The sequence below is a fragment of the Acinetobacter sp. 40AMC3-4 genome (assembly GCF_049898185.1).
Taxonomy (GTDB): domain Bacteria; phylum Pseudomonadota; class Gammaproteobacteria; order Pseudomonadales; family Moraxellaceae; genus Acinetobacter.
The window spans coordinates 85,123-106,483 of the sequence record NZ_JAFCXG010000002.1 but is presented as its reverse complement, the minus strand read 5'-3'; the positions used below and the strand labels follow the sequence as shown (position 1 = coordinate 106,483).

20 protein-coding genes are annotated in these 21,361 nt (G+C 43.1%); 10 read left to right on the top strand and 10 right to left on the bottom strand.

Annotation, left to right across the window (positions count from 1 at the left end; genetic code table 11):
- The first annotated feature begins 3 nt into the window (after positions 1 to 3).
- The 3 genes from ACP7BU_RS03195 (at position 4) to ACP7BU_RS03185 (ending at position 4,464) form a co-directional block, all read left to right on the top strand.
- Entirely contained in the window at positions 4 to 1,239 is a 1,236-nt protein-coding gene (locus tag ACP7BU_RS03195; protein WP_004645695.1) for a lipoprotein-releasing ABC transporter permease subunit, read from the top strand.
- Positions 1,232 to 1,915 (top strand): lipoprotein-releasing ABC transporter ATP-binding protein LolD, encoded by a 684-nt coding sequence (gene lolD, locus ACP7BU_RS03190; RefSeq protein WP_004645694.1) that lies wholly within the window; start codon positions 1,232 to 1,234, stop codon positions 1,913 to 1,915. Before ACP7BU_RS03195 ends, lolD begins: the two co-directional genes overlap by 8 nt.
- An 86-nt stretch (positions 1,916 to 2,001) precedes the next feature.
- Complete coding sequence (locus tag ACP7BU_RS03185; RefSeq protein WP_425878867.1) at positions 2,002 to 4,464, top strand: DNA internalization-related competence protein ComEC/Rec2; 2,463 nt, start codon at positions 2,002 to 2,004, stop codon at positions 4,462 to 4,464.
- On the opposite strand, the gene ACP7BU_RS03180 is transcribed toward ACP7BU_RS03185, so the two are convergent.
- Positions 4,453 to 5,427 carry a lysophospholipid acyltransferase family protein gene (locus ACP7BU_RS03180; RefSeq protein WP_005263498.1) on the bottom strand — a complete coding sequence of 325 codons (975 nt, stop codon included), beginning with the start codon at positions 5,425 to 5,427 and terminating at the stop codon, positions 4,453 to 4,455. The two genes, ACP7BU_RS03185 and ACP7BU_RS03180, sit on opposite strands and share 12 nt — an antisense overlap.
- Before the next feature lie 125 nt (positions 5,428 to 5,552).
- Between ACP7BU_RS03180 and sppA the strand changes: the two genes are divergently transcribed.
- Both sppA and ACP7BU_RS03170 read left to right on the top strand, forming a co-directional pair.
- Positions 5,553 to 6,575: a signal peptide peptidase SppA gene (gene sppA, locus ACP7BU_RS03175; RefSeq protein WP_004731760.1), complete on the top strand. Its 1,023-nt coding sequence runs from the start codon at positions 5,553 to 5,555 to the stop codon at positions 6,573 to 6,575.
- Complete coding sequence (locus ACP7BU_RS03170; RefSeq protein ID WP_336018509.1) at positions 6,572 to 7,375, top strand: alpha/beta hydrolase; 804 nt, start codon at positions 6,572 to 6,574, stop codon at positions 7,373 to 7,375. Before sppA ends, ACP7BU_RS03170 begins: the two co-directional genes overlap by 4 nt.
- A 64-nt stretch (positions 7,376 to 7,439) precedes the next feature.
- On the opposite strand, the gene purN is transcribed toward ACP7BU_RS03170, so the two are convergent.
- Together purN and purM are read right to left on the bottom strand one after the other, a co-directional pair.
- Positions 7,440 to 8,069: a phosphoribosylglycinamide formyltransferase gene (gene purN / locus ACP7BU_RS03165; RefSeq protein ID WP_425878870.1), complete on the bottom strand. Its 630-nt coding sequence runs from the start codon at positions 8,067 to 8,069 to the stop codon at positions 7,440 to 7,442.
- A gap of 6 nt (positions 8,070 to 8,075) precedes the next feature.
- Positions 8,076 to 9,146, bottom strand: a complete 1,071-nt coding sequence (gene purM / locus ACP7BU_RS03160) for a phosphoribosylformylglycinamidine cyclo-ligase (RefSeq protein WP_005247623.1) — start codon at positions 9,144 to 9,146, stop codon at positions 8,076 to 8,078.
- Positions 9,147 to 9,281: 135 nt separating this feature from the next.
- Between purM and cxpE the strand changes: the two genes are divergently transcribed.
- The 4 genes from cxpE to ACP7BU_RS03140 all read left to right on the top strand — a co-directional run bounded on the left by cxpE (position 9,282) and on the right by ACP7BU_RS03140 (position 15,562).
- A complete protein-coding gene (gene cxpE / locus ACP7BU_RS03155) occupies positions 9,282 to 10,502 on the top strand; it encodes a chloramphenicol efflux transporter CxpE (RefSeq protein ID WP_425878872.1) in 1,221 nt (406 codons plus the stop codon).
- Between the two features lie 14 nt (positions 10,503 to 10,516).
- A complete protein-coding gene (gene hda, locus ACP7BU_RS03150; RefSeq protein ID WP_425878874.1) occupies positions 10,517 to 11,221 on the top strand; it encodes a DnaA regulatory inactivator Hda in 705 nt (234 codons plus the stop codon).
- 120 nt (positions 11,222 to 11,341) lie between these two features.
- A complete protein-coding gene (rbtA, locus tag ACP7BU_RS03145; RefSeq protein WP_425878876.1) occupies positions 11,342 to 13,141 on the top strand; it encodes a rhombotarget A in 1,800 nt (599 codons plus the stop codon).
- Positions 13,142 to 13,150: 9 nt separating this feature from the next.
- Positions 13,151 to 15,562: a CSLREA domain-containing protein gene (locus ACP7BU_RS03140; protein WP_425878878.1), complete on the top strand. Its 2,412-nt coding sequence runs from the start codon at positions 13,151 to 13,153 to the stop codon at positions 15,560 to 15,562.
- Positions 15,563 to 15,618: 56 nt separating this feature from the next.
- On the opposite strand, the gene ACP7BU_RS03135 is transcribed toward ACP7BU_RS03140, so the two are convergent.
- The 5 genes from ACP7BU_RS03135 to ACP7BU_RS03115 all read right to left on the bottom strand — a co-directional run bounded on the left by ACP7BU_RS03135 (position 15,619) and on the right by ACP7BU_RS03115 (position 18,918).
- Complete coding sequence (locus ACP7BU_RS03135) at positions 15,619 to 16,029, bottom strand: DUF3106 domain-containing protein (protein ID WP_005103857.1); 411 nt, start codon at positions 16,027 to 16,029, stop codon at positions 15,619 to 15,621.
- A complete protein-coding gene (locus ACP7BU_RS03130) occupies positions 16,019 to 16,336 on the bottom strand; it encodes a hypothetical protein (RefSeq protein ID WP_071850624.1) in 318 nt (105 codons plus the stop codon). Before ACP7BU_RS03130 ends, ACP7BU_RS03135 begins: the two co-directional genes overlap by 11 nt.
- Complete coding sequence (locus ACP7BU_RS03125) at positions 16,333 to 16,947, bottom strand: RNA polymerase sigma factor (protein ID WP_425878880.1); 615 nt, start codon at positions 16,945 to 16,947, stop codon at positions 16,333 to 16,335. Before ACP7BU_RS03125 ends, ACP7BU_RS03130 begins: the two co-directional genes overlap by 4 nt.
- 167 nt (positions 16,948 to 17,114) lie before the next feature.
- The gene (locus ACP7BU_RS03120; protein ID WP_004279118.1) at positions 17,115 to 17,891 is read right to left on the bottom strand and encodes a TrmH family RNA methyltransferase; all 777 of its coding nucleotides are present in this window, start codon (positions 17,889 to 17,891) and stop codon (positions 17,115 to 17,117) included.
- A gap of 52 nt (positions 17,892 to 17,943) precedes the next feature.
- Positions 17,944 to 18,918: a class 1 fructose-bisphosphatase gene (locus tag ACP7BU_RS03115; protein WP_425878883.1), complete on the bottom strand. Its 975-nt coding sequence runs from the start codon at positions 18,916 to 18,918 to the stop codon at positions 17,944 to 17,946.
- 180 nt (positions 18,919 to 19,098) lie between these two features.
- Here ACP7BU_RS03115 and ACP7BU_RS03110 point away from each other — a divergent pair, with 180 nt between their 5' ends.
- Complete coding sequence (locus tag ACP7BU_RS03110; RefSeq protein WP_004645674.1) at positions 19,099 to 19,284, top strand: NF038105 family protein; 186 nt, start codon at positions 19,099 to 19,101, stop codon at positions 19,282 to 19,284.
- A 79-nt stretch (positions 19,285 to 19,363) separates the two neighbouring features.
- Here ACP7BU_RS03110 and pal read toward each other — a convergent pair whose 3' ends face one another.
- Both pal and tolB read right to left on the bottom strand, forming a co-directional pair.
- Complete coding sequence (gene pal, locus ACP7BU_RS03105; RefSeq protein ID WP_004279115.1) at positions 19,364 to 19,936, bottom strand: peptidoglycan-associated lipoprotein Pal; 573 nt, start codon at positions 19,934 to 19,936, stop codon at positions 19,364 to 19,366.
- A gap of 54 nt (positions 19,937 to 19,990) precedes the next feature.
- Positions 19,991 to 21,274: a Tol-Pal system beta propeller repeat protein TolB gene (gene tolB, locus ACP7BU_RS03100; protein ID WP_425878966.1), complete on the bottom strand. Its 1,284-nt coding sequence runs from the start codon at positions 21,272 to 21,274 to the stop codon at positions 19,991 to 19,993.
- Between the last annotated feature and the right edge of the window lie 87 nt (positions 21,275 to 21,361).

Genomic DNA, 21,361 nt, shown 5'->3' with positions numbered 1-21,361 from the left:
GTTATGTTCAAACCAATCTCGCTGTATATAGGGTTGAAATATACTCGCGCACGGCGTAGTAACCACTTCATTTCTTTTATCGCGTTGGTCTCAATGATCGGCCTCACACTCGGTGTGGCAGTCCTCATTACAGTGTTGTCTGTGATGAATGGTTTTGACCGAGAGTTAAAGAATCGTGTCTTAGGAATGATACCTCAAGCGACTGTTTCCTCAACACAAATTTTAACAAATTGGCCAGAACTTGCAAAGCAAATTGAAGGGCATGAGCATGTTCAGGGAGTCGCACCTTTTACTCAATTACAAGGCATGCTGACCGCACAGGGTCAGGTCGCCGGCATTATGGTCAGCGGGATTGAACCCGAGTATGAGAAAAAAGTTTCAATTATACAAAACCATATGGTTGAGGGCAGTATCGACAGCCTGAAAAAAGGTGAATTTGGTATTGTTTTGGGCAAGCAAATGACCGATGCCATGGGTGTGGGTTTAAATGACAATATTACTCTGGTTTTGCCAGAAGCCACCCCATCACCAGCTGGTGTCGTCCCGCGTTTCAAGCGTTTTAAAGTGGTGGGAATCTTCAGTATTGGTGCTGAAGTTGACTCGATGATGGGTTATATCGCTTTAAATGATGCCTCGACCTTGCTGCGTCTACCGGATGGTGCGCAGGGTGTGCGTATGAAGCTGGATGATATTTTCCTGGCACCACAAGTGTCTCAGGAAATTGTGCGTGATTTGCCGGGGAATTTCTATGCTTCGGACTGGACTTATACCCATGGTAATCTGTTCAGCGCGATTCAGATGGAAAAAGCCATGGTCAGCCTGCTTTTATTCCTGATCGTGCTGGTGGCGGCATTTAATATTGTGTCTTCACTGGTGATGGTGGTGACGGATAAAAAATCGGACATTGCCATTTTAAGAACTTTGGGGGCTTCACCTGCCACCATTACCAAAATCTTTATGGTGCAAGGTACCGTGATTGGGGTGATTGGAACTTGTGCAGGGGCCATCCTCGGGATTATTGCGGCAACCAGTATCAGTAGCTTTATTGGCTGGCTCAACAATACTTTAGGCCTGAATATGTTTGATGCCTATTTTATTAACTACTTACCTTCGTATCTGCGCTGGCAGGATGTCTTGGTGATTGTAGGCTTGTCACTGGCACTCAGTTTTGTCGCGACAATTTATCCGGCTTTACGTGCAGCAAAAATTCAACCGGCAGAGGCTTTGCGTTATGAGTAATCTGATTTTAGATGCCCAGAATATTCACAAATCCTTTACCGATGGCAAGGCCACTGTCGATGTGATTCGCGGCTTGTCGCTACAGGTAAAAGCAGGTGAGTTTGTTTCGATTGTAGGTTCAAGTGGTTCAGGCAAAAGTACCTTATTACATGTTTTGGGTGGATTGGATCGCCCGACGTCAGGTCAGGTCATGGTGAATGGCCGCCGTTTTGATACCTTGTCTGAAGCAGAACGCGGTTATGTGCGGAATGAGCATTTGGGCTTTGTTTATCAGTTTCATCACCTGTTGCCAGAATTTACGGCACTGGAAAATGTGGCCATGCCGCTGATGTTACGCGACAACATGAAGTTTAAGGAAGCCAAACAGCAGGCCGAATATTTGCTGGAACGTGTTGGGCTTTCGCATCGTCTGACTCACAAGCCGGGTGAATTATCCGGAGGTGAGCGTCAGCGTGTAGCTTTGGCGCGTGCAGTGGTCGGTAAACCTAAACTGATGATGGCCGATGAACCGACCGGAAATCTAGACCGCAAGACTGCAGCAAAGATTTTTGAACTGCTGACCGAATTGCAACGTGAGTTCAATATGGCGATGCTGATTGTGACGCATGATGAACAGCTAGCCCATGCAGCAGATCGGATTTTACATATGCAGGATGGTCTCTGGATTGAACCATAAATAACGAGAATATTCGCATTTGATTGAAGCTCACTCCGGTGGGCTTTATTATTGGGCAAAATAATAACAAGACAGAATAAGATTCAATGTTGCAGTGGCTATGTATTGGCTGGATTTTAGGCCTTGCGTGTATGGGGAAAAGTTTCCTGTCTGTTCAACTGAGCGGAACGGCAGTTTTGATCGTTGCGCTGTTGTGGTATCTGTGTTGCCATAAATTAAAGCTCATCTTGAATACACCACTGCGAAGCTTGTTGATCACTGGATCAAGCCTGCTTTTGGGACTATTTTTAGGTCATGCTTATGCCAATCTGCAATTGGCTGAACGTTTATCCAAACGAGAGCACGCGGTCTCTGAAAAAGAAATCGTGGTCTATATCAAAGAGCTGAATAAACTGGGCGATCAGAATATCCAGCAAGCCCTGCATGTGCTTAACCCTGATGGCACTACAGTCAAATGGATGGGTTTTCTGCCAGTTTCAGATCCTGTCACATCCAGTTTAGTAAATGATGAAACCAAACAGCAGACTCTTGAACTGGAACACTATTATTTATTACAAGGCCAGATTAGACCTAACCATAGTTATGCCACACCGGGTGCTTTTGATGCAGAAAAGTGGGCATTGCAGCAAAATGTTATGGCCGGTTTCCGGATCAAAAGCATTCAGGAGTTGCAACCGCAACAACTCTATGCACTAGGTCATGGCAAATATCTACGCCAGCAACAAAAGTTGGATCAGCGATTTTTGCTTTGGGTAGAGCAACAGCGACTGGCTTTAAGAGAGTTTGTGACCAGACAGCCGGTACAGCAGAAAGGCTTGTTACTGGCTTTATTAAGCGGTGATGAAAGTTTTTTGGATCAAGCAACTGAGCAGAAATTCCAGCGTTTTGGCATGAGTCATTTACTGGCGATTTCCGGACCGCATGTCCTGATCTTTGCCTTTATTGTCTGTGGTACGTTGCAATATCTGATTTCAAGGTACACACCGCAGATTTATCTGAAATGGCCAAGGCAGTATTTTTTGAGTCTGCCTTTTTTATTATGTGTACTGCTGTATTGTGCCTTCGTCGGTTTTGAAATTCCGGCGTTACGCACTTTACTGATTTGTGTGATTGTGACTTTTACGCTGTTGCTCAGGCAAAGTGTGCAGCCATTAAAACTGTTGATTTTAAGTGCTGCCTTATTGTTGTTGTTTGACTCTTTTAGTATTTTATCGGCCGCATTCTGGCTGTCTTATGGAGCCTGTTTTGTCTTGCTGCGAATCTATCAAACCATTCAGCAGCAACCGCATCAAACAATACAAACAGCATTACAATGGCTGTATTTTGCAATGAAAGTTTTAGTGGAGTCGCAGTGGAAAATTTTTCTGGCCCTGTTTCCCTTAATGATGCTGTTTTTTAAGCAGGTGGCTTGGATTACCCCGCTAAGCAACCTAGTAGCCATCCCGTGGATTGGCCTGCTAATAGTTCCCGTAGATATTCTGGCGGCTTTATTATTTTTCATTTCTGAACCACTTTCGAGTCTGCTGTTTCAGCTCAATGATATTTTTATTCATATACTGCTGGCATTTTTGAATCTGCTTGATCGGCTGTTTGCACCGCAACTGATTCCTGTGGCCATGAATGTCTGGATGATTGCTCTATGTATTTTGGGCTTATTAATTGTCTTTTTACCGCGTGGCTTAGTGCCCAAAAGCTGGACAGCACTTGCCTGTGTACCACTGTGCATTCCTCAACTTAATCAGCATGCATTTCAGCTGTCTGTTCTGGATGTCGGGCAGGGACAGGCCATCTTCATTCGGGAAGGGCAAAAGAGCATGATGATCGACATGGGTGGTTATTATAATGAAGAAAAATTCAGTATTGGTCGACAAGTGATTAGGCCGTTTCTATCTGTGCAAGGTGTTGGGGAACTGGATCAACTGATTTTGACCCATCTGGATCAGGACCATAGCGGTGCATATCACAGCATTAAAGATCAACTAAACATCCGACAAGTGTCATCCAATCAGATGCCTGAAACAGCTGCTTCTTCAAGCTTTCAGTTTTGTTATGCAGGACAGCAATGGCAATGGTCTGAGACGATTAACTTTAAAATTCTGGCACCTCGGCAGCAGCAGTTAAATATGCCAAACTTCAATAAAAATGACCGCTCTTGTGTGGTATATCTGCAAATCAAAAATGCCGGACCGTATCAAAACTTTTTACTGATGGGCGATGCGGGCTGGGAGACTGAATATCAGCTGCTCCAAGACTATCCCGAACTTCAGGTCGATGTGCTGGTACTCGGCCATCATGGCAGTCAGCACAGTTCAGCCTATCAATTTTTAGAAGTTTTGCAGCCTAAACTGGCGATTGCCTCGGCTGGGAAATTTAACCGTTATGGCCACCCGAGCCAACTGACGCAGCAACGGTTAAAAGCTCTTAATATTCCATTATTGACCACGGCAGAACAGGGGAGTGTGCACTTCCAGCAACAAGGCTCAAAACTGGTGCTTTCTGCCGAACGACATGGATGGCAGTGGTTGTATCGTCAGCCTTTAAGTGACTGATTCCAATATGGGCGAAACTTCATGTAGTTCTTGTGTTCTCAACGCATTTACTTTGTTCAGAGCTTGTTCATGTTCAAGTTTATAGAGATTTCCTAAGTCTTGATGCGCATTAAAACGTTTATAACTCCAGTGATAATGTTCCGGATGGCGACGAATTAAATTTTCAATACTATTGATAATGACTTGCGTGCCTTGATTGGCATTGCCACTATAAATTTTTTCATCAACCGTTTCGATAAAGATATCGAATCCATCATCAGTATTACGCAAGGCATATAAAAACAGGGCACGCGCTTTGGTCTTTTGAATCAGTTTAGCACTCAAATTACTCGTGGCCAAAGGCACGCCGAAATAGGGAATATATTCACCACCGATATTCGGGGTATGATCCGGCAGGATGACCGTAGTGCCGCCTTGTTTTAAGGCCTTAAAAATCTGACGGACGCCCGATTCATCAGTCGGTACCAGATGCGCCTGTTCCCGGCTACGGGCAGCCCGTACAAATTGATCTGCAGCCTGATTTTTCACAGGTTTATACATAATGGTCATTGAAGTGAACTGGGCAATATAGGCATTCATAATTTCCCAGGTACCAAAATGCGGCACGATTAACACGAGGCCTTTATTTTGTGCAATGGCATCATGAAGTAGATCTTCGCCAATAACGCGATGAACGCGTTTAAGATTTTTCTGATTGCTTGAGCCCCAAATAGTAAAGAACTCGAAATATGACATTAATTCATTGCGAACCGCAGCACGGTTAATCTGTTCACGTTCCTGATTAGACAGTTCTGAAAGACTGATTTCAAGGTTGAGACGAATGACTTCCGAAGTTTTAGTGACTTTAAAACTGTTCACAATAAAGGCCAGAATACGGGCCATCCAGCGAGAAACCGGAAGCGGTTGGCGGCTAATGTATTTGAGTAATCCGTAAGCTGAATTCCGTGAGCCCTGTTTCGTCATTGATTTCGTCTAAGTACAAAAAAAGAGAACAAAATTTATTATAGGCGAAAACGTTTTGTTTAGACAGAATTACCCGATTCAGTGTATATAATGGATTCAATATAAATCAATTTATTGGATTATTTATGTCCGATTGGCCACCAAAACCTGAAAATCAAATACAAAATACGCAACAGCCAGTTCAACCGACTGGTCCGGAATGGAAATTGCTTGAAAAAGCAGTTTTAGCTTCGGTAGAAGAACAGCGCCGTGCACGCCGTTGGGGAATTTTCTTTAAATTTCTGACTTTTGCTTATCTGCTTGTTGTCATTTTGGCATTAGGCAAAAGCTGTAGTTCAGTTTCTTCAGATGCTAGCGCTGCTGCGGGTTCGCATATCGCAGTCGTGGATATTGTGGGTACGATTGCAGCCGACAAGCAGAGCGTCAACAGTAGCAATACCATCAAATCATTGAAAAAAGCCTTTGAAAATAAACAAAGTAAAGCAGTGGTGCTGAATATCAACTCACCTGGCGGTTCACCGGTACAGTCCGATGAAATCTGGCAAGAAATTCAGTATCTGAAAAAACAGCATTCTGGGAAAAAATTGTATGCCGTGATTGGCGATACTGGTGCTTCAGGTGCTTATTATATTGCTTCAGCTGCGGATGAAATTATTGTCAATCCATCGAGCTTGGTCGGTTCAATTGGGGTGATCATGCCGAATTATGGTGTGACTAATCTATTGCAAAAATTAGGTGTTGAAGATCGCACCATGACTTCAGGTGAAAATAAAGCTTTGCTGTCTATGACTCAGCCGGTTGATCCTGCGCAAAAAGCCCACGTACAGGGTGTGCTGGATAATGTGCATGGTCACTTTATTAATGCAGTTAAACAAGGACGTGGCAATAAATTGAAATCCAATGATCCTGCTATTTTCTCTGGCTTGTTCTGGACCGGTGATCAGGCGGTGAAATTAGGAATTGCGGATCGTATCGGTAGCTTAAATACTTTGAAACGTGAACTGAAAACTGAAAAAGCGTTGAATTACACCATTGAATATAGTCCATTTGAATCAGTCTTGGGTCGTATGGGTTCATCGATTGGGGATGGAATTGCTTCTTCGGTTGCACAGAAGCTTCAGTCAGAAAATAGTACAACACTGCAATGAAACCATTGATTCATTTCGCGCACGCCAATGGCGTGCCATCCAAAGTCTATCAAAAGCTGTTTGATGGATTGCAAGATGATTACGATATTATCTATGTGCCGCTTTTGGGGCCGGATAAACGTTATCCGGTTGATAACCACTGGAAAAGCCTGACCCAGCAAGTGATTGACAGTATTGTGCGCCAGTCACATGGGCGACCTGTCATTGGTCTGGGGCATTCTTTGGGGTCCGTGTTAACTCTGCAAGCGGCTTTGCAGCGTCCGGAACTATTTTCACAAATGATCATGCTGGACCCGCCGATGATTATGGGCAAAGAAGCCTTTGCCTTGCATATTGCCAAGACTTTGCGCTTAAAAGCTTTGGATAAAATGTCTCCAGCCGGTCTGTCCAAACGCCGTCGTGACCATTGGGATTCACGTGAACAAGCCGCTGAATTGCTGCGCCCTAAAGGTTTTTATCAGGATTTTGATGCAGATTGCTTCCAAGCTTATATTGATTATGCCTTGCAAGAGGATCCCATCCGAGGCGGGGTAGAACTCACTATTCCTAAAATGGATGAGGTGGCAGTCTTTAGAACCAATCCATCGCTATGGTGGTTGCCTCAGGCAAAACCAAAAATTCCTGTGCATTTGGTCGTTGCCGAGAAAGGTCCATTTCTGGCCCGCAAGTTCCCGCAGCAAGTGCAAAAGAAGTTTGGTATTCCTTTTACCGTAGTCGATGGCGGGCATATGTTCCCATTGGAACAACCTGATCAAGTCGCGAGCTTGGTAAAGCAATTGATTCAGCAACAGTCTGCCTGAGTCATCGAATGTATTGGAAATAAAAAAACGCATCCGAGGATGCGTTTTTTATTTCTAAACTTTTTTAAAACTTGCAGAATTGAACAGGCGCTTGCATTTTCTCATTTCGATACAGCACACCATCTTCAGTATGTTGAATCGTTCCGCTACAAATCCATTCTACAACTTGTGGATAGATCACATGTTCGAGGGTATGCACACGTGTTGCCAAGCTTTCTACCGTATCGTGGTGAGAAACCTTGAGAACACCTTGAGCAAGCGCTTGCCCTGCATCCAGCTCAGCCGTAACATAATGCACTGTACAGCCATGCAGAACATCACCGGTATTGAGTACACGCTGATGCGTATGCATGCCTTTATAATAAGGCAATAGGGAAGGATGAATGTTCAACATTTTGCCTTCCCAGGCTTTCACAAACTTTTCACTTAAAATTCGCATAAAGCCGGCAAGTACCACCAGATCTACATCCCAGTCCGAAAGCTGTTGATGCATGACATCATCAAAAGCTTCACGATTCGGATATTGCTTGTGTTCAATAACTGCAGTCTGAATGTCTGCCTGTTGTGCACGCGTTAAAGCAAAGGCTTCAGGTTTATTGGAAATTACGCCCACAATTTGCCCTGAAAGATTGGCATCCATCAAGGCTTGCAGATTTGATCCGCTACCTGAAACAAGTACAGCAATTTTAATCATGCGAAATTACGCGAAGATCACACGAATTTTTTCGTCTGCACCTGCAACCGATTCAGCATTGTCTTGAATCTGACCCATTGCCCATGCTTTTTCGCCAAGCTGGTTAAGTAATTCAACAGTTTTGTCTGCATCTGCTGCATCAACCACAACGACCATGCCGACACCACAGTTGAAAGTACGGTACATTTCAAACTGTTCTACACCACCTTCGCGTTGTAGAAGTTTGAATAGCTCAGGCCATTCCCAAGAAGATTCATTCACAAGCGCTTGAGCGCCGTTTGGAAGTACGCGAGGCAAGTTACCTGGTAAACCACCACCGGTGATGTGTGCCATCGCATGGACATCAACGTGTTTTAACAGTTCAAGAATTGGTTTTACATAAATGCGTGTTGGTTCCATTGCAACATCTGCAAGTGGGCGGCCATCGACGATTTGATTCAGGTCAACGTTTTTCACGTCCAGGATTTTACGAAGCAGTGAGTAGCCGTTTGAGTGCGCACCTGAAGAAGCTACACCAATTAAAACGTCACCCGCTTTGACTTTAGAGCCATCAATAATTTTACTTTGCTCAACAACACCGACACAGAAACCTGCAAGATCGTAATCTTCGCCTTCATACATGCCTGGCATTTCAGCAGTTTCACCGCCAACTAATGCACAGCCAGCAAGTTCACAACCAGCGCCAATACCAGTGACTACATTTGCAGCAACATCAACATTTAAGTGACCAGTTGCATAATAATCAAGGAAGAACAGTGGTTCAGCACCACAGACAAGAAGGTCATTCACGCACATTGCAACCAGGTCTTGACCAATTGTGTCATGACGGTTCAAATTCAGTGCCAGACGTAATTTTGTACCAACACCATCTGTGCCAGATACGAGAACAGGTTCTTCATAACCTTTAGGAATTTTACAAAGTGCACCAAAGCCACCTAGACCGCCCATAACTTCGGGACGTGAGGTACGCTTAGCGACAGATTTGATACGATCGACTAACGCGTCGCCCGCCTCAATGTCGACACCTGCATCTTTGTAGCTTAAACCAGTGTTTGGGGTAGAAGTTGAGTTGCTCATAATGAAGTCTCCGCATTCGCGGGTGCGATTATAACCTGAATATGTAAAACTCTTATGGTATTTGTGGCCTAAAATGCTATCTTTATTAAAATATTTTAATTTTTAGAATGATTAATAGAGAAAAGGCAAGATTCTATGGTCGATCGTACTTTACGGCGCATTCTTATACTTGCTGGTATAGCATTGATACTTTGGGTTTTATATCTGCTTAAACCAGTTGTGGTTCCTTTTGTGGCAGCTTTTCTAATTGCTTATTTATTTAGCCCACTGGTCGATGTTTTGCACCGCATTGGGCTGGCTCGATGGCTCTCGATCAGTATCGTATTTATCGGGATTGGGGTCGTGGTCACCTTGGTGATGTGGTATCTGGTGCCACTGGTCTGGCAGCAGCTGATGTATGCGCGTGATAGCATTCCGGCCGGGATTCACTGGATCAATTACACGTTTCTACCTTGGCTTTCCGATAGCTTTAATCTGGTCCCGATGGAGATTGATACCGATCAGATTTCCTCCGTGGTGATGGACTATGTCCAGACCAATTATAGTGCTGACAGTATTCAGGCAATGCTGCTGAAACTGGCACAATCTGGTCTGAATTTTATCCAGATTGGTGGCACGATTGTCCTGATTCCGATTATTGCCTTTTATTTCTTGCTGGATTGGGATCGTATGCTGGACAGCTTACGCCGCCTGATTCCCCGTCCTTATGAAAAAACAACCTTAACTATTGTGAGTGAATGTCATAGTGTTTTAGGTGCCTTTGTCAAAGGTCAGTTCCTGGTCATGGTTCTGCTAGGCGTAGTCTATGCAGTGGGACTGCAACTGATTGGCCTAGAGATTGGCTTGATCATCGGGATGATTGCCGGATTGTGCAGTATCATTCCGTATCTTGGTTTTGCGGTTGGAATTATTGCCGCAGTCATTGCAACCTTTTTCCAATTTGGAATCGACTGGTGGCAACTGGTATTGGTCGGGATTGTCTTTATGGTGGGGCAGGCAGTCGAAGGTTATATTCTGCAACCGTTCTTGCTAGGTGATAAAATCGGTCTTTCTCCTGTAGCGGTAGTGTTTGCAGTTCTGGCGGGTGCACAACTGGCCGGATTTCTAGGCATGCTGATTGCCTTGCCGGTGGCTGCCGTGATTGTAGTACTACTGCGGCATATCCGTGAGTATTATGAACATACGCCATTTTATGGTGATCAGGCTGTTATCATACAAGATGCATCTACCGGTTCAATCAATATTGAAACAGCAGACTTAGATGTTGATATTGAAATGAAAAAGCCACAGAAAAAACCGCTGCAAGCAGAGGAGAACTCAAGTAAAATTCATGATCCACATCGTAAAGACTCATAAGGCCAAAAAATCGTATGCGTCAATTGCAGTTAGATATAGAACCTCAGCTCGATGCCCGAATCAGTGATTTTTCAGGGCCGGGTTGGGGGCATGTCATTGATGCTGTCCGTCAATTACATGCAGGCCTGATCAACCAATTTTATGTCTATGGTGGAGCCGGTACAGGTAAAAGTCATTTATTATCTGCCATCTGTGACTCTTATCTGGAAGTGGGCAAATCTGCAATTCAGGCATCTTTGCTTGAGCTTTTAGATGCACCCACTGAGGCGATTACCTCTCTGGATCGTTTTGATCTGGTAGCACTCGATGATATTGAAGCAATTAGCGGCGTACCCCATTGGCAACGCGCAGTCTTTCACTTGATTAATTATAATAATGAAGGTGGTGGGCAGTTGGTGTTTTCATCACGTTTTGCACCTATCGAACTCAAACTTGAATTGCCAGATTTACAATCCCGTCTCACGCAGGCGGTCAGTACTCGTGTTCCGAGTGGCAGTTTGTATGCTGATCGCTATGCGCTGGTTTCCTCGGTGCTCGATCGTCGTGGGATCCATTTAGACCCTCAAATCTTTGACTATTTACTAAGCCATGGGCCGCATCAAACTTCAGTGCTGCTTCAAAGATTAGAGCAGATTATTCAATTGCTTAAAGGGGAAAAATTGAAAGTCAGCAATGCTAATCTGCGGCAGATATATGCCTTGATTGACGAATATCGGTAAAATATAAAAATTCTTGAGTAATTACTCAGTCTATGACACAGTAAGGCAAAATAATTCGCTGTTGCAAGGATTCTGCAACTTTAGAAGAAAAAGAAAGAAATAAAAATTAAGGAGAAGGTTATGCTCAAGAAGAGCATAGGCATAGCTTTGCTATGTATAGCGGGGCAGTCGTATAGTGCAGATATTATTGTAACCACTACAGAAGATATTGAAAAAGATGACAAGGAATGTTCACTTCGAGAAGCTGTTGAGTATGTTAACCGTGGTTTAGCTAAATCAGGTTTTATGGGGTGTGGTGGGGAGAACTCATCCAGTACCATTATTTTAAAAGAAAAAAATACCTATGTGTTGAACCAGCATATCGCGATTAAAAAATCTCTTACCATCCGTGCGGTCGCAGAAAGTGATGGCGAATTCAGTACGGATGAAAAAGCATTAGGCTTGCATAATGCTCATATTCAAATGAAAGGTACTGATAACCTTTTCCGGATCAACAGTACAGATACATTGGTTCAGTTAAATTTGAAAGAACTGGATCTTGAAGGCTGTGGTAAAACCAGTTGTGCTGAACAAGGTGGCCTAATTTATAATAAAGGTCAGCTAATTCTAGAATATAACCGTCTATTTAATGCTGCTGCCAACTTGGGTGGGGCAATTTATAATGCTGGCAAGTTTGGTCAGAACTTAACAAGCCGTGCACAAATTAAAAATAGTCTGATCGAAAATAATAAAGCCCAACGAGGCGGGATCCTGTATAGCGAGCTACCTGCTTTCCTCATTTATCAAAGTGTACTTAAAAATAATCAGACACTGGATAATTCCGCGACCAATATTTATAGCGCGGGACAGTTTGCTGACTCCAGTAAAGATCAAGGTATTAGTGGGGAGGTATTAAGTAGTACGATATTAAAAAATAAGGGTGTATTTATTAATGTCCTGGACGGGATGGGATTGAATAATCTCACCATAGTTGACAATGAAAATACTGCTTTAAATATCCATGCACCGTATGGAAGAGCTTATGTAGCGAATAGTATTATTTTAAGAAATGGTACACAGGATTGCCAAATTATCACTGGTGATAAGTCTGTGTCGCAAAATAATCTGCTGACAGCCTCGTGTGGTGTAGGGGATGCCGTCGCGCCGAACCAGTTCTGGAGTGGTACACGACTTTTTGCTGAATCCTCAGATAAAAGTGAAGGTATTTGTCAGACCCTACAAGAAAATAATAATGCCATACTTTGTCCATATAGCGTTCCTAAAGGACAATTTCTCGGTTATATGCGCCCACGAATTTTGTTGAACTATATCCTTGTGAGTGAATCACCGATTGTGAATAGAGGCACAGGATTGAGTTTAGCAAATCCAACGGTAGCATGTGAAGCGGCAGATCAGAGCGGGATCAACCGTTTGATGGATAATCTGTTTTGTGATCGTGGTGCTGTTGAAATCACGATACCAATCTCAGGCAGTCTGGTGGGACAAGATCTGTTAAAGGGTGAAATTGCCAAGTTTTCAATTGAATCTTATCTGGGAGATAGTGATTTAATTCCAAAAGAACAGTGTAATGCCATTGTTGGTCAGAATCCGACGGGGGAGCCTTGGCAAGATGGCTGTTTGAAAGTGGTACAAACCAAAACAGCTTCCAAGGGTAAAACAATCATCGATATTCATGGCAATGTCGTTTATACCCCCGATTCTACCTGGCATGGAGCAGATATTTTCGAACTACAAGTGGTGACCTCATCTACACGGTTTAATAAAAGTAAACCTTATTTGACTATTACTACTCAAATTGTTCAGGAGCCAAAAAATGAAATGGAAGACAAAGCAGTCAAAACTTCAGGCGGCTCATGGGGGGGTGGTGGACTACTGATTTTACTCGGATTAATAGGTTTACGCCGTGGATTAAAAGATTAAGGAAAAATCATGAAAAATTATAAAAAAGGACTGCTTGCGGCCATGATTTTATCTGCCATGAGTTTGATGGCAGCCGAAGATAAAACGATATATGTAACTACTTTTGCTGATGAAGATGGCGAGAATAATAATGCCTGTTCTTTGCGAGAAGCCATTAAAACTGCAAAACTGGATAAATCTTATGGCGGATGTAATGTAGGACGTACGCTTCGATTGGATGGTTCAGCTGCAGATGTGATTCAGCTTGAAGCAGGCGAGTACAAATTAGATAAAGAGCTGATCGTAGAGTCAGCGCTCAAAATTTATGGGAAAACTCCGCTTAACTATGCTAGTCGTAGTCCGATTACGCTGTTATATCCAACCCGGGAGGCTTTAAAAAGTACTATTTCGGGCCAGGGGAAAACCAGATTATTTAATAGTATGGCCAGTCAATCCAGTCTGGAAATTCATCATCTGATCTTAAAGGATGGCTATGCAGCAATAAATACCTTGGATAAAGGTAATGGCGGTACTTTTTATGTAGCAGGGCCTTTAAGTATTAATACCAGTGAAATAGTAAATTCCCGAGCAGCTGCAGAAGGTGGTGCGATTTATAGTGTAGCAATGAATACGGAAAGGAATATTGTCATTCAGGATTCTTTGATTCAAAAAAATCAGGCGAGTTCATATGGTAGTGTTCTGGCGATGGATTGTCAGGGAAATTTAGGTACAACTCAAACCAATGTGAAAATTAATTCCAGTAGTATTGTTAAAAATGGTTCAGACACTGCTAACAGTATTATTGATTTTTGTGGCTATGCCACAGTAGAAATTGTTAACTCTACTATTGCGAAGAATACTGCCAGTACCACAGGACATATTGTGCGTATGACGAATGAAGTTAATCGTCCGCTCAGTAAATTCTCCAGTTTAACTGCATTAAGTAATACTATTGTTGAAAATACAGCCCAATCTACTTTATTTTATGACAATACCGGGTTTAGGTATTTTAATTTCAATATTTTAGCCTTTAACCAAGGCCTGTCTTGTGAATATGCCTTAAATCAGGGAAATCCGACCAAGGCACAACGTGTTGAATTTTCTACAATTCGAAATGCAATTCAAACGACTGGGCCATCACGTTGCGTATTGCCAGAATTAGACGAAGATACTACTTCAAATAATCTTGATGTCTCTAACAATATAATCATCAGTTTATTAACAAATTATATTGAGCCTGCTATTGATAATCGCTATTTAGGGCTGTATTACCCGCGTGATAATCAGACCGCAACGGATTTGGTAGATATCGGGGTGAGTGGCTGTATTGAACAAGACCAGCGTGGTATTGATCGTGTGATTGGATCCACATTAACATTTGATCCAAGTGCAAAAAATACCTGCGAGATCGGCTCAGTTGAAATCCGACGTTTGACTGCAGCCGATATTACGGACTTGCAAAATAAGAGTTTGGTAGAACTCAATGACTTTTATCAGGAGAATATAGATGATCTCGAAGAAATCATTGCTGATAAAAATACTCCAGAAAATGAGCTTTCTGGTTTAAAGGAAGAATTGAAAAGTTATCAGGATTTGCTTAAATATACCAAGCAATATCAGAAATATCGTGCAATCTATATTAATCCTTTTATCTTGGCTATGCCTCAAGAAACTCTAACCAATGATAAGATTCAAATTAAAGCCTTAAATTCACAAAATTATGAGGTCAGTGTAAAAACTTTAGGTGTTGGTAAGTTAGTTGGTACAGGCAATTCGACCACTGTGGAAGGAAATCCAAATGATCCAAATCTTAAATGTGAGTGGAAACCTGATTTAAACCGGATCATGATGTATCGCACTGATGGTAAGCAGACCAGTTCGGTTGATATGGAGTTCTGTAGTTATACCCTTAAAGACCGGGCTACAGGTGCGAGCAGTGCTGGCCTCTTAAGAGCAGCTTTTAACAACATTGCACCGATTGCAAAAGATGATGAATATTGGCTTAGTCCAGAGAATAATCTTACAGTGACGGTAAATCCGCTTGAAAATGATAGTGATGATGGGGATGGGCCTCTACCATCAGGAAAGTCGGCTTTTTATCAAGATAAAGATGGAAAAGAGATCCCGATTCATATTGTTAAGCTGCCTGCGGGAGTTTCACTGAAGGCAGAGCGACAAGGAGCATGTCCTGATACCTATCAAAATCAGACCTGTTATGGTGGACAGCTGACATTTAGTGTAAAAAATAATTTAAGCCAGGCAAATTACAGCATGGATTATGCGATTTTCGATGCTGATGAAAAAATGTCAGAAAAAGCGATAATCTTGTTACGTAATACAGTTAAAAATACGAATACGTCCTCAAGTGGTGGTGGGGCAATTGGAATGTGGGGGCTACTAGGATTATTAGGACTAGTAGGTTATCGCCGCTTAAGAAAATAAAATATGATTGAAACATCAAAAAAGCCTCCATATGGAGGCTTTTTTATATTAAGTTTTTAATGCGAGTTAGGCTGCTGAGTCACTTGCTGATATTTGAGAATGTATTCTTCGCGAATGGCAAGGCGTTGCTCAGGAGACGCTTTTTGCATACGTGCGCCCAGTTCTTTGCGTTCCTGACTGCTCATCATTTGCCAAGTCTCACGCATTCTTTGTTTTTCCGCATCAGGGAGTTGAGTAAACCAGTCCATACGCTGCTGCAAGCTGACACGTTGTTGTTCGGGGATTTCTTTTAGAGATTGGTAACGTTTAATCAGTGCCAATTGTTCAGAATCAGAAAGACTATCCCAAGTATCAGTTACTTGGGTATTCGCATCCTTGGAAAATAGCCAAAAACGTTCAAATCCTGCAAAGCTGGTTTGCAGAAAACTGAATGCACAAAAAGCAATCGCCAATTTTTTAGCTGCCATGTGGAACTTTGTCCTCACCTAAAACCATTAACATTTCTAAATCTTCAAGCATTTGCGGAGACAGTTTTGGGACTGACACCATTTGAGTTTGTGGTTCGTTATGGTCCGAAAGATTTGGTAATATCACAACGCCTGCAATCGCAGCTGCCAAAGCAAAACCTGACATTTTTAGAAATGCAAAGCGTGAGTGTTTTGAATCCTGAATTTCTTCAAGAACATGGTGCATGACAACAGGTTTGTCTTTATGTTGTTGTGCCAGTCCATCAAGTTTGGAAGTTACTTGTTTTAAGAAATCATCTTGATTCATTCGGATGACCCTCCCAGATATGGATTTAAATGTGCTAAAGAGGCACGTAAGCCTTGGATAGCACGGTGATAATGGGTTTTTACACTGCCTTCTGTGCAGTTCATAATTTGTGCGGTGGTATGCGTATCAAATCCTTCCCAGGCTCTGAGCATAAATGCCTGCTGCTGACGCACAGGCAATTTTGCAATCGCTTCCTGGATTTCTTCAGCAGTGACTGCCTGATAGAGAAAGTCCAGCGGCGTTGGTGTTGATTCATCGACGACATCATCAAATTCAATTTCGTCATCATCGAGACTGACTTTTTTGAAAAATGAAAACATTTGACCACGCCGTGACTCTTTACGACGCCAGTCCTGTAACTTGTTGTTGAGAATGGTATAAAACAGGGGATACCATTCTTCAGTGCTTTTTTCTGCATAGGATTTGTGTAAGGAAATGAAAGCTTCCTGAACCAGATCCATAGCAATACCATGATGACCTTGAGTCGCACTTTCCATCATCACCAAGGCACGCCCAGTCACATCCTGCATAAAATTCTTCAGACGTGCTTCAGCCGTACTCTTCAGAATACTTACATCGTGTGTTTGCAACTGTTTTGGTGCTAAATCCATAGAGATGGAAAATCCTGTCATTGGACACCCACCATTATTCCCAAGTTCATAATCATATAACGTTGGGAATCCTGGTTTGGTTGACAATTAAGTTTATTATTTTTGTAGTTTAATCTATTTTATACACGGGCAGGGCCGTATTAAAACACTGTAACCTAAATCCCTAATTAGATACGTTGACGTACCATTTCAAAGAAACAGATCGAACCGGCAATTGCGACATTCAGTGATTCCTGACCTCCAGGTTGCGGAATGCTAACGGCTTCAGCATGTTGCATCGCATAATCAGACACGCCTTGGCCTTCATTACCCAGAATCCACACGCAAGGTTTACGTAAGTCTTTTGAATACAGGCTTTCAGCACGGTGTGAGCTGGTTACATAGACAGGGATTTGAAATTGCTCAAGAATTTGTTCAAGCGCAATATTTTCAAAGGTTTGCAGCGTGAAATGTGCACCCATACCGGCACGTAATACGCGTGGAGACCAGAGCGATGCAGAACCTTTGGTACACACAATCTGTTCAATACCGGCAGCAGCAGCAGAGCGAAGCAGGGTGCCTACATTACCCGGATCCTGTACATTTTCCAGAATCAAAGTGTCTGCTTTAAAATCCAATGCATAATTTGCTGTTGGTAAAGTGACCACAGCTAAACAGGCTAAAGACGTTCCTAAGGTGCTTAAATCTTTGTATAAAGATTCGCTTAAAACAAAGACCATCCCTGTGTATTTTGCGAGAATTTTCTCGAAATCAGGATGCGAAAGTGCATGTTCAGTGGTAAAAATCGAATCAATTTTACGGTTTTCATGCAGCCAGGCGAGAGACAGATGCGTGCCTTCCAGCACAGTTTGCCCCTGTTTTTTACGATAGGTGTTTTGTTCAATCAAACCACGTAAGTGTTTAATTTTTGGATTGTCTTTTGAATCAAGAAAAAAAGTTGGCATGGGAGATATAATCCACGGTAGCCGATTCAATATCGGCTACCGCTATAAAAAATTAGTTATGATAGCTGGTCACAAGATCAACTTCGTTTTTAGAACCGATAATCACTGGCACACGTTGATGTAGATCAGTTGGTTCGATCTCCAGAATACGGACACGGCCTGTGGTGGATGCGCCGCCAGCCTGCTCCATGAGCATACTCATTGGGTTGGCTTCATACATTAAACGCAGACGACCAGCTTTAGCCGGATCTTTAAAGTCGTATGGATACATGAAGATACCGCTACGACAAAGAATACGGTGAATATCGCCCACCATACAGGCAACCCAGCGCATATTGAAATCTTTTTCACGAGGACCGGTTTTGCCTGCCAATAATTCATCGATATAACGTTGTACTGGTGCTTCCCAGTGGCGTTGATTCGAGGCATTGATCGCATATTCTTTGGTATCTGCAGCGACTTGAATCGCTTCAGAAGTTAGCAGGAATTCTTGAGTTTCCGGGTCAAAGGTAAAGAACACTACGCCTGCACCGACAGTCAATGCCATCATGGTCGATGGACCATACAGTACATAACCTGCAGCCACTTGATTGACACCGGCTTGCATAAAGTCTTCGGCCTGAGTCACGGCATTTTTCGCAGGAAGAATCGAGAAAATCGTACCCACACACATATTGATATCGATATTACTTGAACCATCGAGTGGGTCGAACAAGACCAGAAATTGACCATTTTCTTGTGCAGGGGTGAATTCATCCAGTTCTTCTGAGGCCAAACCACCGACATTCGGGTGTTGCTGTAAAGCCTCAATCAGATAATCATTGGAAATGACATCCAGTTTCTTTTGCTCTTCGCCTTGAACGTTTTCATGCTGTGCACTTCCCAATACACCCGCTAAAGCACCTTTTTGCAGTAATTGATCAATGTCTTTGCAAGTGTTTGCAATCGTTTCAATAACTTGTGCAAGTTCAGGTGTGAGATTCCCGCTTTGTTGTTGTAAAAACTGGGATAAAGTGCGGTATGACATAGGGGAAACTCCAAAACTTAAATCGGGAAAAAATGATCAAAACGATATGCGGCTATATTTTAGATGAGAACGTACTAAAAGAAAAATTAAACTGGATTATTTGTATCGATTTTGCCCTTGCAACTCCTGCGGAAAGTGCTATGTTGAAGACAAAGGAAAATTGAGAATAGGAGCACAGATATGACAACATTGAAGTTTGATGCGACTCCAACGCCAAGCGAAGGCATTACTTTAGATGATATCTCTGAAGACAAGATGAAAGAAGCCTGGCGGGATTATGAAGCAAAACCAGAGTACAAACAATTCAATAAACATGACCTGATCGAATCGATGCATCCGGCTGAACAAGATCAGCTTCCCAAGTAGACCGATTCTTTCATTGAAGCAAATAAAAAGCACTCATGATTGAGTGCTTTTTATTTGATGAAACCATCATGAATGAAAATTATTTCAACAATGGTGGTACCGCTTCATAATTAATTTCTACACGGCGGTTTTCTTTCCAGGCATTTTCGTCATGGCCCGCATTGATTGGCATTTCCTTGCCATAGCTAACTGCTTCTAGTTGACCAGGATTAACACCAGTCGTCACCAAGAAGCTTTCTACTGCTTTGGCACGACGCTCGCCAAGTGCCATGTTGTATTCACGGGTACCGCGTTCATCGGTATGGCCGGTGAGTGCTACACGTGAATTGGCATTGGCCATCAGGAATTGCGCATGGGCTTGCAGCGTATTTAGATCTTCATTGCTGAGTTCAGTACTGTCATAGTCAAAATGCACCACGCGTTTTGCCAAGAATGCTTTATTTTCTGCAGTAACACCTTTTGCAGAAGCACCTGCCATGTTTTGTGCATTCAGTGCTGCATCTTCACTCAGACCTTGAGTATTCACAGTTGTTGTACCGGTCGTATCTAAACCGCCCGTTTGAACTTCAGCGGCAGGCTTACGGCTCGCACAACCTGTCATGACAACAGCTGCTGCTAAAAGTGGCAAGGCAAATAATTTTACTTTGTTCATCTTCATCTCCATGAAGTTTGATTATGGGGTAAAGGGTTTATCAATATAAAAATCTTATTTTGGCGCCCAAGCCGGTTCACGGACTTCACCCGTTTCACTTGGTAAATTCATACGGAAGCGGCCATCCAGCGACATGATCGACAAGAGTCCGCGTGCACCTTCACGGGTGGCATAGACCACCATCTGGCCATTTGGTGAGAAGCTCGGCGATTCGTCCAGCGTCGTTGGCGTCAGAATATTGTTCACACCGGAGGTCATGTCCTGAACCGCAACTCGATAGTTACTGCCGCTTGGACGATGAACTAATGCAAGTTTTTTACCATCTGCGCTCAGCGTGCCGCGCGCGTTGAATGCACCACGGAAGGTCAGGCGTTTATTGCTACTTGATTCAAGATCATGGCGGTAAATTTGTGGAGAACCGCCACGGTCAGAAGTGAAAATAAAAGATTTTCCATCTGGTGAATAACGTGCTTCAGTATCAATGGCACTGTCATTGGTCATACGTTGTAGCTGACGCGTTTCCAGATTCATCTGGTAGATTTCCGGATTGCCGTGCATAGAAGCAGTAAACAGCATGCTCTTGCCATCTGGAGAGAAGCTCGGCGCACCATTCAAGCCGCGGAAGCTGGCCAGTTTTTCACGTTGTCCGGTCGCCAGATCCTGTACATAAATCGCCGGGCGTTTGGTTTCAAAGGACACATAAGCGATTTTTTTGGCATCTGGTGTCCATGCTGGAGAAAGGATTGGATCACGTGAGGTCAAAATGGTCTTTGGCTGTTCACCATCGGTATCGGCAATCTGCAAGGTATAGCGCTGTTCCGGCGTAGCAGGATTACGCAGCACATAGGCAATACGTCCGCTAAAGTCACCTGGAATGCCGGTCAATGCCTGATAGATGGCATCACTGATCATATGCGCTGCCTGACGGGTGCGTGAGGCTGGAACAGTCAGCAATTCATTTAATAGATATTGTTTTTTTTCGACATCATAGAGCTGATACTGGATTTCAAAAGAACCATCGGCTGTGGCCTTGGATGAACCGGTGACCACATAGGGAACACCAGCCGATGCCCAAGCTTCTGCATTCGGATTATTCAATGTCGCTGTTGCAGGCAGGTTTTTTGAAGCACTGGTAAAGCGGCCAGAACGATTCAGGTCATTTTCCACAATAGGATAAATGCTCTGATCCTGGCTGAAAGGTACAACGGCAATTTTAGGTGCTGCCTCAGGTGCCTTGGTAATTTCCAGATGCAATTGGGCATAGGACTGGGTTGCGAATACAGGGCTTAAAGTGCTAATGATTGCGAGGCAGAGTAGATGTTTGCGAGTCTTTTCCATCATTCGTTATTTACTCAAATCAACGGATTTATTGTATAGGTGCTTGGGCTACATCATCGCATGGATTTAATAGAATAAAACCATGAA

What these genes read in the sequence shown, in the direction of transcription:
- tolB (WP_425878966.1), bottom strand. Translation starts at nt 21,274, where the DNA reads ATGGAAAAGACTCGCAAACATCTACTCTGCCTCGCAATCATTAGCACT.
- ACP7BU_RS03180 (WP_005263498.1), bottom strand. Translation starts at nt 5,427, where the DNA reads ATGACGAAACAGGGCTCACGGAATTCAGCTTACGGATTACTCAAATAC.
- purM (WP_005247623.1), bottom strand. Translation starts at nt 9,146, where the DNA reads ATGAGCAACTCAACTTCTACCCCAAACACTGGTTTAAGCTACAAAGAT.
- ACP7BU_RS03110 (WP_004645674.1), top strand. Translation starts at nt 19,099, where the DNA reads ATGACAACATTGAAGTTTGATGCGACTCCAACGCCAAGCGAAGGCATT.
- ACP7BU_RS03135 (WP_005103857.1), bottom strand. Translation starts at nt 16,029, where the DNA reads ATGGCAGCTAAAAAATTGGCGATTGCTTTTTGTGCATTCAGTTTTCTG.
- lolD (WP_004645694.1), top strand. Translation starts at nt 1,232, where the DNA reads ATGAGTAATCTGATTTTAGATGCCCAGAATATTCACAAATCCTTTACC.
- ACP7BU_RS03115 (WP_425878883.1), bottom strand. Translation starts at nt 18,918, where the DNA reads ATGTCATACCGCACTTTATCCCAGTTTTTACAACAACAAAGCGGGAAT.
- cxpE (WP_425878872.1), top strand. Translation starts at nt 9,282, where the DNA reads ATGGTCGATCGTACTTTACGGCGCATTCTTATACTTGCTGGTATAGCA.
- ACP7BU_RS03195 (WP_004645695.1), top strand. Translation starts at nt 4, where the DNA reads ATGTTCAAACCAATCTCGCTGTATATAGGGTTGAAATATACTCGCGCA.
- purN (WP_425878870.1), bottom strand. Translation starts at nt 8,069, where the DNA reads ATGATTAAAATTGCTGTACTTGTTTCAGGTAGCGGATCAAATCTGCAA.
- ACP7BU_RS03140 (WP_425878878.1), top strand. Translation starts at nt 13,151, where the DNA reads ATGAAAAATTATAAAAAAGGACTGCTTGCGGCCATGATTTTATCTGCC.
- rbtA (WP_425878876.1), top strand. Translation starts at nt 11,342, where the DNA reads ATGCTCAAGAAGAGCATAGGCATAGCTTTGCTATGTATAGCGGGGCAG.
- hda (WP_425878874.1), top strand. Translation starts at nt 10,517, where the DNA reads ATGCGTCAATTGCAGTTAGATATAGAACCTCAGCTCGATGCCCGAATC.
- ACP7BU_RS03120 (WP_004279118.1), bottom strand. Translation starts at nt 17,891, where the DNA reads ATGCCAACTTTTTTTCTTGATTCAAAAGACAATCCAAAAATTAAACAC.
- ACP7BU_RS03130 (WP_071850624.1), bottom strand. Translation starts at nt 16,336, where the DNA reads ATGAATCAAGATGATTTCTTAAAACAAGTAACTTCCAAACTTGATGGA.
- ACP7BU_RS03125 (WP_425878880.1), bottom strand. Translation starts at nt 16,947, where the DNA reads ATGGATTTAGCACCAAAACAGTTGCAAACACACGATGTAAGTATTCTG.
- sppA (WP_004731760.1), top strand. Translation starts at nt 5,553, where the DNA reads ATGTCCGATTGGCCACCAAAACCTGAAAATCAAATACAAAATACGCAA.
- ACP7BU_RS03170 (WP_336018509.1), top strand. Translation starts at nt 6,572, where the DNA reads ATGAAACCATTGATTCATTTCGCGCACGCCAATGGCGTGCCATCCAAA.
- ACP7BU_RS03185 (WP_425878867.1), top strand. Translation starts at nt 2,002, where the DNA reads ATGTTGCAGTGGCTATGTATTGGCTGGATTTTAGGCCTTGCGTGTATG.
- pal (WP_004279115.1), bottom strand. Translation starts at nt 19,936, where the DNA reads ATGAACAAAGTAAAATTATTTGCCTTGCCACTTTTAGCAGCAGCTGTT.